The sequence below is a fragment of the Maribacter caenipelagi genome (assembly GCF_004364175.1).
In the GTDB taxonomy this organism is placed as follows: domain Bacteria; phylum Bacteroidota; class Bacteroidia; order Flavobacteriales; family Flavobacteriaceae; genus Maribacter; species Maribacter caenipelagi.
Genome location: NZ_SNZW01000014.1, coordinates 523636 through 535578, shown reverse-complemented (window position 1 = coordinate 535578; position 11943 = coordinate 523636). Strand labels below are relative to the sequence as shown.

Genomic DNA, 11943 nt, shown 5'->3' with positions numbered 1-11943 from the left:
CTTAAGGGTGTGATGAATACCCGATATATAATGTAAACTGATAATTCTATTTAATAAATTTAATAGTGAAGGGATATTCAAAAACTTCACCTTCATTTGTTTTTATAGTTGCTAATATGGTGTACACGATATTGATAATAAATAAGGCAGATTGAGCCAGACCTAGTAACCCTACCGGTATCATCCATGGACCAAAAAAGTCGTCGGAATCAAAATTGAAATTAATATTGTTGAAACTGTGTACGTTTGAAAAACCAAAGTGATCAAAGTCAAATATATTAGGTAAAAATCCTCCTAAGAAAAAAGGGATACTTACCATACCTACAAGAATAGAGTAGAGTAGTATGCTAATTTGAAAGTTCAATGCTTGCTTTCCATTATGGTCTACGAATTCATATTCCTTTTTATTTGCAGTCCATAATACAAGAGGAATGATGAAGTTCCCGAACGGAATAAAGAATTTAGAAAACGTACTTGCATGTATAAGTGCAGAGAGATTTCTTTCGTGCTTTGTTACTGATTCTGTCATGATAGTTTCGTTGATGATGATGATTGATTTTATTACTATGTAAAAGCCAATTACGTTGATTACCTATTAACTTCCTATGCAAATATATGGCTAAAAAAAGGTACTATGTAACGCATAGTACTAATATTTAACAATATTTTAACATTTTAGTATGGTGTAAATAATAGCTACTTTTATCAAAATTATTATATAAGATGGCGGTAACACCTAGTAAAATCAACATGTTCTCATTTTTTAAACTACCGTCTGCATGGTGGTGCGGGGTACGTTTAAGAGAAATAGATAAAAACAGGTCTGTGGTAACGGTAAAGCATAGATGGTTTAATCAGAACCCGTTTAATTCTATGTTTTGGGCAGTGCAGGGAATGGCAGCAGAATTAACAACAGGGGCTTTAATGATAGACCAAATTGAAGCCACAGGGAAGAAGATTTCTATGCTGGTAGCAAATAATACTGCAAACTTTTCTAAGAAAGCTACAGGTAAAATCACGTTTACTTGTGAAGACGGACACTTAATTAAAGAAGCTTTAGATAAAACGATTGCTACAGGAGAAGGACAAACCATTTGGATGAAATCTGTGGGAGTAAATACAGATGGAGTAGTGGTAAGTACCTTTAAGTTTGAATGGACTGTGAGGTTGAAGAGACAAAAATAGTCAGCATGAAGGAAAGTCTACAGTTTAAAGAAACACAAAAATTCACACAATGGTGGTTGTGGTTGATTATACTGGCGCCAATAATTTTAACAGTTTTTAATATTTTAGGTAGTATTCTAAATGTATTTGGCGGTTACACTCCTGATGATTCAGGTAATGCAAGCATATCATGGATATCAGGTAGAATATCTATATTTCAATTTATATTCGTACTAATTTATATCCTTACCATTTTATTTTTGGCATTATCTAAACTTAAAGTTGTAGTGTTAAACAATGAAATTAGAATTCGTCATCTATTATTCTTTAAAAAAGTAATTAACCTAAGTGATATTAATGAGACTAAGAAAATCGATTATGATTTTGTGGGATACGGGATCAGAAAAACTAAAAAGTACGGTACGGTCTATAATGTAAAGGGTAAAAAAGGAGTTGCTTTAACTCTAACTAATGGTCAAAATTACCTTATTGGATCGCAAAAGCCGGAACAATTATTAAAATCTCTTTCAAAATAATAAAGCTTAGCTGTAACAAACCATTCCTTTAGTCAACTTATAAGCATCAATCAAAAACAAAATACACATGAACGCACACGAAATAGATTACGAGATTTTTGGAGAAGAAATGCAATACGTTGAAATTGAGCTAGACCCGCAAGAGGCAGTTGTTGCCGAAGCAGGTAGCTTTATGATGATGGATACCAATATTAAAATGAATACTATTTTCGGTGATGGAAGTAATCAAGATAATAGCGTTTTAGGTAAAATATTTTCTGCAGGGAAAAGAATGTTGACAGGCGAGAGTCTCTTCATGACAGCATTTTTAAATATAGGGCAAGGTAAAAAGAAAGTAAGTTTTGCCTCTCCATATCCAGGTAAAATTTTAGCAATTGATCTTTCTGAAATGGGCGGCCGCTTCATTTGCCAGAAAGATGCGTTTTTATGCGCTGCACAAGGGGTTTCGGTAGGTATAGAATTTTCGAAAAAACTAGGTCGTGGTTTGTTTGGTGGCGAAGGCTTTATCATGCAAAAGCTAGAAGGCGATGGTATGTCGTTTATACATGCTGGTGGAACCTTAGCTAAAAAGACCTTGGCTCCCGGTGAAGTCTTAAAAGTAGATACAGGCTGTATTGTTGGTTTCACCAAAGAAGTAGACTACGATATTGAATTTGTTGGCGGAATTAGAAATACTGTTTTCGGTGGAGAAGGATTGTTCTTCGCAACCCTAAGAGGACCAGGTACTGTTTACATTCAATCATTACCATTTAGTCGTTTAGCAGGTAGAGTTCTAGCTTCTATACCAAGAGGAGGAAAAGATAAAGGAGAAGGAAGTATTCTTGGTACTTTAGGAGATATTGTTGGTGGAGATAATCGATTTTAAGATATAAGTAAGTACAAAGTAGATAGTAAAAAGTATTAAGTAGAAAGTACTAAGTAATAAGAAAAAGAGTATAGACTAATTTTTGAGGGTATTTGGTAAAGTCATAAGTATTAAGTTTGAATAGGAAGACGAAGTACTAATTAGGAAGTACATTTGGACTTGACACTTGAACTTGAATTTGATTTATTCCAACAACCAACTACCGAGAAACAAGAACCAACGAATGAGTTTCAAAAACCAAATAGAATTCCTCAAAGAATTACAGAAAAACAATTCTAAAGAATGGATGGATGCCAATCGTAAATGGTACCACCAAGTACGCGATGAATATATCGATTGGCTTAATAGTATGAATACTAGATTGTCTTATATAGATGACGAATACTATGATACTCCCGGTAAAAAAGGCATTAATAGAATCAACAATAATTTAATGTTTCATCCGAATAAGCCCGTATATAAAGACCATTTTGGAGCGGGATTCGACAAGAAGCCAAAAACAGCGGATTTCTATTTTGAACTGGGCATAGACCGATGCATTTTTGCCGGCGGATTATGGAGACCAGAACCAAAAGTATTACGAAGCGTTCGTGATGCCATTGATTATGACGGAGAAGAATTAGTGAAAATTTTAAATAAAAAGTCCTTCAAAACTCGTTTTGGAGGACTATATGAAGACGTTAAGCTTACCAATGCACCAAAAGGATTTGCCAAAGACCACAAGCATATAGAATTACTTAAAAACAAAACCTTTGCCGTTTTTAATGAGTTTGATACTAAGGAAACTAACAAGGTCAATTTTGACGACGATTTAGTTAATGCCTACAAAGAAATGCTCCCTTTCAGACGTTACGTAAATAAGGCAATAACTGTATAATTATTTAGAATCGGCAGCAGGTATAAGTCTAGCTTTTAAGTTAGGTTGCGTCATAGCACTATCTATAGGAAACATAGGTCTATTGATTCTTTTATATCCTAATCTGTTCAGGTCTTGATCAACTCCTCCAGGAGTTAATGCCATAGTCCAATCGCCACGCATATCATACAATTCAGGAACTAAATATCCAATTTTAACCACCACAATGTCTGTGTTTTTAGGGTCTAATCCTAAATTGGTAAAATCGCTAAGGTGGTGGTAGGGCTTTCGTTTTTTGGTAACTATAACATCAATATTGCCCACTTTCACCACTACTTCAATCTCGGCATTTACATCGCCCTCTTTTATGGCGGTAATAGTCCCTTCTAAGGTTAAAGGACCGGCAAATCTATTATCAACGGTAGCTCCAGCTTCCGCTTTAATTTTTCCGCCAACACCGATTTCCATTGCTTTTTCAACAAATTCAGGTCCAGGTATAGAGGCATAGATTAGAGATTTGCCTTTCGTTGATTTAAACTCCGGTCTTGCCAATAATTCTTTTAAGGTCCAAGTAACATCACCAGCACCTCCAGCGGTAGGGTTATCTCCCATATCACTGATTATATAAGGTTTTTTATCACTCTCTAGAGCTAATTTTAAGCTTTCCTCCAGAGTTGTAGTAGGCGCTACGAATTCGAACTCATTACGTACATCCCAAAAGCTTTGCGCTAATTGCTCGGCACCTTTTTCAACCTTTTCTTTATTATCACCGGTAACCATTACAGCTGCATGGTTTCTAGGTTCGTCTGCCCAAGCATACCCAATCCAAACGGCAGCATCGATTACCCCTTCTTGGTCTGCCACGGTAGGTACTTTTGCATAAAGACTTTTGCCAGGTTCAAACGGGTACTCGTTTTTTCACCGGGCAGCAAAATCGGTACAGGAACCCATGCTTTAAATGCAGGTTTTCCTTTACCGCTTTCAAGCCGATCGATCAAATTGGTGACCGCTCTCTTTTTAGATTCAATAGCATCTTCATGTGGTGCCATACGGTAAGCCGTAATCAAATCGGTGTGTTTTGCCAATCTTTCAGATACATTGCCATGTAAATCCATCGATGTTGAAATTAGCACGTCATCTCCTATAACTTCACGAATGCGCATTATTAAATCACCTTCTGGGTCATCTAAGCCAACAACGCTCATTGCGCCATGAATATCAAAAAAAAGTCCGTCATACGGTTTGTTCTCTTCCAGCAGTTTCAAACTTTTAGTGACCAATAACTCATAGGCTTCGCGCGTTACCGTGCCGCCAGGTAAAGATTTACCTACTAGTGTTGGCACCCATTTAGCTCTCTTTCTGTTTAGGGAATCTGGCTGTAAAAATGGATATCTCGTAAACACCGAATCGCCTACTTTGGCGTGAAACGCCTCTTCTGTAGTAAGGGCAGGGGAGAACGTACTACTTTCAATACCCAAACCGGCAATGGCTATTTTGGGCAAATCTTTGATACTATTGGTGTTTTGGTCCTCTTTACAAGATGTAATTAGCGCTAGAAGTAAAATGAAGTAAATGTAAAATGGTTTCAAGGTAGTCGGTAGTTTAGAGTTCGTATCGAAAAGATAAATAAAAAGAATTTTAGATAGCAAGAGTTTTTGCTAGATGACCATTTTGAAGCTATTAATGATTGTGCTAATCAATTTTTTTTACTTTTTAACGAAAAGGCTTTCGAACTTTTATTATTTATTTAATTAAAATCTGAATCTTAAGTATTGCTTTTAAAATCAGTCTTTCGGAGATTATATAATAATTAGTTATGGTTAGTAAAATTTGTCATAATCTTAAGAATAATCGGTAATTATTAATTTTTGACCACTATTTAGTATTTTAGGAAGGAAACTAACGCAACATTTTTAATGGCAAATTTTAATATTAACGCTAAAAAAGAGGTAACCTATGATGCTATAGTTATAGGATCTGGAATTAGCGGTGGATGGGCAGCAAAAGAACTTTGTGAGAAAGGCTTAAAGACTTTGGTATTGGAACGAGGCCCAATTGTAGAGCATGTAGTTGATTATTCAACCATGAATTTAGATCCCTGGGATATGGAGCTAAGAGGTGGACTCACGCCAGAAGAAAAAGAGAAACATTACAAGAACATCCGCTCAGGATGGGTCGGTAAAGATACCGAACATTTTTGGGCAGATGATAAGGCTAATCCATATACCGAAAAGAAACCGTTTTTATGGTTACGTGGCCACCAAATGGGTGGAAAATCTCTGTTATGGGGAAAGCAAACCTACCGTTGGAGTGATTTGGACTTTGAGGCAAATGCGAAGGATGGGTATGGTGTTGACTGGCCTATTCGTTATAAAGACATTGAGCCGTGGTATACCTATGTAGAAAAGTTTGCTGGTATTAGTGGTGAAGCTTTAGGTTTACCGCAATTACCCGACAGTCATTTTCTACCGCCAATGGAGCTTAATTGTGTAGAGAAGCATGTTAAGGATAGAATTGAAAAGAAATTTAAGGGTAGAAATATGACCATTGGTAGGGTCGCACATCTAACTCAGCCTCATAACGGCAGAGGGCAATGTCAAAATAGAAATAGATGTAGTAGAGGCTGCCCCTATGGAGCATATTTTAGTAGTAATGCAGTAACCCTACCCGCTGCAAATGCAACAGGTAATTTAACCATAAGACCATACTCTATTGTTCAATCTTTAATGTACGATGATACCAAGGGTAAAGCTACTGGCGTTCGTATTATCGATGCAGAAACAAATGAGGACATTGAATATTCGGCTAAGATAATTTTTGTAAATGCATCTACTTTAAGTACCACCCAAATACTAATGAATTCTAAATCTAACCGTTTCGAAAATGGTTTAGGCAATGATAGTGGTGAGTTGGGGCATAACCTTATGGATCACACATACAGGGTTGGCGCAATTGGAAAGGTCGAAGGTTTTGATGATAAATATTATAAGGGTAGGCGACCCAATGGCATATATATTCCTAGGTATGTAAATATAGATGAGAAAAGTAAATCAGATAAATTTTTAAGAGGATTTGGATTTCAAGGAGGGGCATATAGAGGTGGTAATTCTGCGAATATTGAAGACTTTGGAGCAAACTTTAAAGAAAATATACTAAAACCTGGCGGCTGGGAAATGTTCATTACCGGTTTTGCAGAATGTTTACCTTATCACGATAATAAAATATCTTTAAATTCAGATGTTTTGGATAAATGGGGACAACCTACATTAACTATAGATGCAGAATTTAAAGAAAATGAAAAGGCGCTAAATAAGCAAATTCAGGAAGATGCAGTGGAAATGCTTACAAAAGCTGGCGTCAAAGACGTTTTAGGTTTTGATAAAGAACATCCACCAGGGTACGGTGTTCATGAGATGGGTACGGCAAGGATGGGGCGTGACCCAAAGACGTCCGTATTGAATGAATTTAATCAAGTTCATGCTGCCAAGAATGTTTTTGTAACAGATGGAGCTTGTATGACATCTTCGTCTTGTGTTAATCCGTCATTGACGTATATGGCATTAACAGCAAGAGCAGCAGACCATGCGGTGTCTGAACTTAAAAAATTAAATATCTAAGTTATGGATAGAAGAAAAGCATTGCAAAAAACCGGTTTATTTGCCGGCGCAACGATACTAATGCCTACCATGTTATCATTGTTTGAGTCATGTAAAACAGAAAACAGGCTAGAATGGACGCCTATATTTTTTAGTGAAAACGAAGCAAAAACTATTTCTAGCTTAGTCGACACAATTTTACCAAGTACGGATACTCCTGGAGCTTTAGATGTAAAAGTGGATATTTTTATAGACAAGGTAATTGCAGAAACTTATGATCAAAATGGTCAAGAACAAATGAGTTTCGAAATTTCTACCTTCAATGAAAAATGCATAAACAAATTTGGGAGAACGTTTTATGACTTAAAAGCCGATGAAAAAATTGAAATACTAAAAGAAGAAGAGAAAACCTCAGGTAAATTTAGTTCAGGTATTTGGGGTACGGCTGTAGGACCTCAAGAAGAAATAGGATTTTACAGAGCAATGAAATCGACTGCTATTTGGGCATATATGACCTCAGAAGAAATTGGTGAAAAAGTTTTAAGCTATGACCCTATACCAGGTGCTTATGAACCTTGTAAACCTTTATCGCAAGTTGGTAATCGGTGGAGCTTATAAATGTATTAAAATAATGGTTAGTGCATTTAAATCCGTAGAAGAGAATATTCTTTACTACGGATTTTCTTTTTGAAACTATTAACTGAACTATCTTTATACCACTTATAAAAAACAACAAATTGAAAAACGGAAGCATAAAAGACGTTGAGAAGAAGTTGTTATCTGATAACTGGTACAAACTTCATAAATATACATTCAAATACCAGAGACCAGATGGGAGCTGGGAAACACAAAATCGTGAAGCTTACGATAGAGGTAATGGTGCAGCTATTTTGTTGTATAACTCTAAAAAGAAGACCGTTGTACTTACTAGACAGTTCAGAATGCCGACATATGTGAACGGTAATGAAGACGGGATGATGATTGAAGTATGTGCGGGACTCCTAGATGGTGATGATCCTGCGGATTGTGTTCGTAAAGAAACGGAAGAAGAAACAGGTTATAAAATCAGTAACGTACAAAAGGTATTTCAAACATATATGTCGCCAGGTTCCGTGACCGAGATTTTATATCTTTTTGTTGGTGAATATGATGAAAGTATGAAGATTGGAGAAGGTGGTGGAGCAGAAGATGAAACCGAAAATATTGAGGTGTTGGAGTTAGATTTCAATGACGCAATGAAGATGGTAGCGAGCGGAGAAATTAAAGATGCAAAAACCATTATGTTGCTGCAATACGCAAAAATTAATGCGTTAGTTTAAAGAATGATAGCCGACTCTTAGAATATGAAAAATGTCAATAAAGTCGGATTTGGTGGTGGCTGTCATTGGTGTACAGAGGCTGTTTTTATGTCACTAAACGGAGTTATAAAAGTTGAACAAGGTTTTATTGCTCCAAAAGAACATCTTACATCTTTTTCTGAAGCTGTTATTGTAGATTATGATTCTAATGTTATTGAATTGAAAGATTTAGTTGCTATTCATTTAGACACACATAGAAGTACAGAAAATCATTCTATGCGTAATAAGTACCGTTCAGGCATTTATTTCTTTAAACAGGAAGACGAGCTTGTATTAAAGGAAATTATGACTGACGTACAGCAAGATTTTGAGACTCCGTTAATTACGGCAATCTTTCCTTTTGGGGCATTTAAATCATCTGAAGATCGATATCATAATTACTATTTTAAAGATACAGAGAAACCTTTTTGTAAAACACATATTTCACCTAAAATTAAAATGTTGAAAGAGAAATATGCCAAACATGTGTCAGCGAAAGTTCAATAATTAATAAGTATCCCTGAGTATTAAGAGCATTTGCTCAAGTCTACTTCGTTCTTCTGATGTAGACGCTCTAAAATGATTATTCATAAAACTGAAAATCAACACTTTTCCTGAGTTTGCAACTAAGTAGCCGCTAAGGCAGTAGTTATTACTCAGGCTTCCAGATTTTGCATAGATATATGGTTGTTCATCTCCTACAAATCTATTTTTTAAAGTACCTGATAATCCCCCGGCAGGGAAAATTGAAAATAAACGCTTTTTAGGTACTAGTGTATATAGTTGGTCTAAAACCGAGACCATGTTTTGCGGAGTAAACAAATTGTATCGTGAGAGTCCCGATCCATCGACCCACCGAGGTTCTTGTTTTAAATTTTTCAACTCATTTTCTAAAATATAATCTCTAATTAGTTTACCATTTAAGGTATCTGTAAGGACACCAGCAGATACGAGTAAAAGCTGTTCAGCTATGAAATTATCACTCTCGTGCATCATACGAACGTAAAGCGAATCGGCATTAGTACCGTACAATGTTTGCTTTTCATCTGAAGGCATTATTGAAGCAGTACCCACTTTTTTGAAAAGCAAATTTTCTAAAATTGACCTTGTAGTCTGGTCACTGGTGATAAACGGAGTTTCTACGGTATCATTTTTTGTTTGCGGATAATAGAACCTATTAGAAGTTTCATTTCTATTGTTCTTATGCCTTAATTCTAAGACACTGTCCTTGAAATAAGTAGGAGATACCATGAGTTCTGGATTCTTACAAATCATCACTACATTTCCATTTAAAGGTAATCCACTTTTCTCCGCAGAATAATACCATTGATAATCGTCCCAAGCCCAACCTGGTCCATATTTTTCATCTTGAAAGTTGTTGGATACAAATACGAGGTTACTATGTTTCTGAAGAAAATTTAAGGCAGTTGAGTCTTTTATATAAGGATGCAAAAACGAAGGGTCACCAGTACCTTCAAAATATAAGGTATCGTTTGTTTCAATATATTTTAAAGTTGGTATCTGAGTTGGTAGCGCTTTAAGCGCTGCGAAAAGTGTAAAAATCTTGGTGTTACTAGCAGGTATAAAATACTTATGACTGTTATTATTATATACGGTGTCTTTCGTAGCAGCGTCGATAACCAAAACACCAGTAAACTGATTTTTATAAAACGTCGATGATAACTGTTTTTCAAATGATTTAGAGATCAAAGATTTCTTTGAACTACAGGCAGAAACTAGCAAAAAAGTAAATGCTAAAAAAAGAAAATTCTTCATGAATTCGAAATTACAAAATTGCATACTTACGAATGCGATAAAAATTTAACAAGTAAGTAATTACTTTAACTTTTCATATACAATATTACAACTGTATTTCTGTTTAACTTTATACAACAACAAATCAATTAATCTAACAACAACATGTCTAAGTCTATGCTAGAGTATAGTAAAACAGTGCTTAAAAAGGTTAGTTTTGATACCTTACTATTTTGTAAGGAGTTGAAAAAAGCCTTAACGACGTTGCTACCAAATGAGGTGGAAGAGTTAAAAGTTTGGTTAGAAAGTTTTATAACTGATAAACCAGAATTACATCAAAGTTTAGTGTATTTAAAAACATAATAGAGAGCCACGTTAAGTGGCTTTTTTTTTTGGAAGCAACCATTAGTTATTTTTACATCTTATATTAAAATACACCATGGCTATTAAATATACTTTTGCGATATTTTTGTTGTTTTTAATGCAATGTCATAATGATGATATACCATTTGATGACATACCTGTTGACGATACTAGTTTGGTAGGCGAGTGGTTGTTAACTGAATCATATGTGAGTCCTGGTGGTACCGCAGAGTGGAAAAAAGTGGAAGAAGGCTACCGCTATTTCTTTGATGAATTCGGTAACTACGAAAGAACTGATTTTAGTAGAAAAATACTAGATATCGGAGCTTATAAAATAAAAGAAGAGGAGCTCTATCTATATTTTATTACCGAGGGACAAAAAGATACCTTAGGGTATTGGGCAGATTTCAATGATAGTAAATCACGATTAACTTTATCACCATCGTATCCATCTATATGTATAGAGGGTTGTTTGTATAGATTTGAAAAAGAATAAAATGCTACTTGTTTAGCGGACTTATAATTTTTACATCTTGAAAAGCGATAGCTCCACGAACAATACCCGTAATTACATCTCGTAAAGCTTCGGTAATCTGTACTTTCAGTTCTTTTTTATGGTAGATAAGACTTACTTCTCGTGCAGGCGATGGATCTTTAAAATACTTTAGATTCTTCTTTTTAACCTCGTCAAGTTCTAAAGTATTTAAATAGGGTAAAAGTGTCATTCCCAAACCTTCGTTAGAAAGATTTATAAGAGTTTCAAAGCTACCGCTTTGTAAACTAAAATGATCACCACCAATTTTTGGTGTTTTACAAAGATTCAAAACACCTTCTCTAAAACAATGTCCGTCTTGAAGCAGTAAAATATCTTCGATATCTAAATCATCGGGTGTTATCTGTGTACTATTTCCTAAACGATGTTCTTTTGGTACATAACCAACGAACGGTTCGTAATACAAAGGTCTTTCAGTTATGAAGTCTACCTCTAAAGGTGTTGCGGCGATGGCGGCATCTATATGCCCATCTTCAATATTTTGAATTAAGTTCTCTGTATTCTGTTCTTTAATAATTAGATTTACTTTCGGATATTTTTGTATAAAATTCTTCAGAAACATAGGTAATAAAGTGGGCATAATGGTAGGGATGATTCCCAAAACATAATCCCCACCGATATATCCTTTTTCTTGTTCTACGATATCTTTTATACGTGCCGCCTCGTTTACAATATTCTTTGCTTGCGCTACAATTTTTTTACCGACTTCAGTAATGGTAATTGGTTTTTTACTACGATCAAAAAGAAGTATATCTAATTCATCTTCAAGCTTTTGAACCTGCATGCTTAAAGTTGGTTGCGTTACAAAACTCTTCTCGGCAGCGAGTGTAAAATTCTTGTATTCGGCAACGGCAAGTACATATTGTAATTGGGTAATGGTCATGTATATAGTATAAGGCTATAAAATTACTAAAAACC

The 11943-nt window shown here is 35.3% G+C and carries 14 protein-coding genes and 1 pseudogene; 10 read left to right on the top strand and 5 right to left on the bottom strand.

Annotated features, from left to right (window positions below; translation table 11 throughout):
- Positions 1 to 46: 46 nt before the first annotated feature.
- A complete protein-coding gene (locus DFQ03_RS10425; RefSeq protein WP_133673104.1) occupies positions 47 to 529 on the bottom strand; it encodes a DUF4870 domain-containing protein in 483 nt (160 codons plus the stop codon).
- A gap of 194 nt (positions 530 to 723) precedes the next feature.
- Between DFQ03_RS10425 and DFQ03_RS10420 the strand changes: the two genes are divergently transcribed.
- From DFQ03_RS10420 to DFQ03_RS10405, 4 genes are all read left to right on the top strand, one after another.
- Positions 724 to 1185, top strand: coding sequence for a DUF4442 domain-containing protein (locus DFQ03_RS10420; RefSeq protein WP_133673103.1), 462 nt, complete (start codon positions 724 to 726; stop codon positions 1183 to 1185).
- A gap of 5 nt (positions 1186 to 1190) precedes the next feature.
- Complete coding sequence (locus tag DFQ03_RS10415; protein WP_133673102.1) at positions 1191 to 1700, top strand: hypothetical protein; 510 nt, start codon at positions 1191 to 1193, stop codon at positions 1698 to 1700.
- Positions 1701 to 1767: 67 nt separating this feature from the next.
- Positions 1768 to 2565 (top strand): TIGR00266 family protein, encoded by a 798-nt coding sequence (locus DFQ03_RS10410; protein WP_133673101.1) that lies wholly within the window; start codon positions 1768 to 1770, stop codon positions 2563 to 2565.
- A gap of 223 nt (positions 2566 to 2788) precedes the next feature.
- Positions 2789 to 3442: a DUF2461 domain-containing protein gene (locus DFQ03_RS10405; RefSeq protein ID WP_133673100.1), complete on the top strand. Its 654-nt coding sequence runs from the start codon at positions 2789 to 2791 to the stop codon at positions 3440 to 3442.
- On the opposite strand, the gene DFQ03_RS19070 is transcribed toward DFQ03_RS10405, so the two are convergent.
- Positions 3443 to 4033 carry an MlrC C-terminal domain-containing protein gene (locus tag DFQ03_RS19070; protein ID WP_243834477.1) on the bottom strand — a complete coding sequence of 197 codons (591 nt, stop codon included), beginning with the start codon at positions 4031 to 4033 and terminating at the stop codon, positions 3443 to 3445. It abuts the gene before it with no gap.
- 96 nt (positions 4034 to 4129) lie between these two features.
- Positions 4130 to 4899 (bottom strand): annotated as a pseudogene (locus DFQ03_RS19065) (M81 family metallopeptidase); the annotation flags it as partial.
- Between the two features lie 438 nt (positions 4900 to 5337).
- Here DFQ03_RS19065 and DFQ03_RS10395 point away from each other — a divergent pair.
- From DFQ03_RS10395 to DFQ03_RS10380, 4 genes are all read left to right on the top strand, one after another.
- The gene (locus DFQ03_RS10395; protein ID WP_133673099.1) at positions 5338 to 7038 is read left to right on the top strand and encodes a GMC oxidoreductase; all 1701 of its coding nucleotides are present in this window, start codon (positions 5338 to 5340) and stop codon (positions 7036 to 7038) included.
- Between the two features lie 3 nt (positions 7039 to 7041).
- Positions 7042 to 7635 carry a gluconate 2-dehydrogenase subunit 3 family protein gene (locus DFQ03_RS10390; RefSeq protein ID WP_133673098.1) on the top strand — a complete coding sequence of 198 codons (594 nt, stop codon included), beginning with the start codon at positions 7042 to 7044 and terminating at the stop codon, positions 7633 to 7635.
- 119 nt (positions 7636 to 7754) lie between these two features.
- A complete protein-coding gene (gene nudK / locus DFQ03_RS10385; RefSeq protein WP_133673097.1) occupies positions 7755 to 8336 on the top strand; it encodes a GDP-mannose pyrophosphatase NudK in 582 nt (193 codons plus the stop codon).
- A 24-nt stretch (positions 8337 to 8360) separates the two neighbouring features.
- Positions 8361 to 8861, top strand: coding sequence for a peptide-methionine (S)-S-oxide reductase (locus DFQ03_RS10380; RefSeq protein WP_133673096.1), 501 nt, complete (start codon positions 8361 to 8363; stop codon positions 8859 to 8861).
- Here DFQ03_RS10380 and DFQ03_RS10375 read toward each other — a convergent pair whose 3' ends face one another.
- A complete protein-coding gene (locus tag DFQ03_RS10375) occupies positions 8862 to 10130 on the bottom strand; it encodes a D-alanyl-D-alanine carboxypeptidase/D-alanyl-D-alanine-endopeptidase (RefSeq protein WP_133673095.1) in 1269 nt (422 codons plus the stop codon). It lies immediately after the preceding gene.
- A gap of 144 nt (positions 10131 to 10274) precedes the next feature.
- Between DFQ03_RS10375 and DFQ03_RS10370 the strand changes: the two genes are divergently transcribed.
- Positions 10275 to 10472 (top strand): hypothetical protein, encoded by a 198-nt coding sequence (locus DFQ03_RS10370; protein WP_133673094.1) that lies wholly within the window; start codon positions 10275 to 10277, stop codon positions 10470 to 10472.
- Between the two features lie 76 nt (positions 10473 to 10548).
- Positions 10549 to 10968 (top strand): hypothetical protein, encoded by a 420-nt coding sequence (locus DFQ03_RS10365; protein WP_133673093.1) that lies wholly within the window; start codon positions 10549 to 10551, stop codon positions 10966 to 10968.
- 4 nt (positions 10969 to 10972) lie between these two features.
- On the opposite strand, the gene DFQ03_RS10360 is transcribed toward DFQ03_RS10365, so the two are convergent.
- Positions 10973 to 11908 carry a LysR substrate-binding domain-containing protein gene (locus DFQ03_RS10360; RefSeq protein WP_133673092.1) on the bottom strand — a complete coding sequence of 312 codons (936 nt, stop codon included), beginning with the start codon at positions 11906 to 11908 and terminating at the stop codon, positions 10973 to 10975.
- Positions 11909 to 11943: the final 35 nt, after the last annotated feature.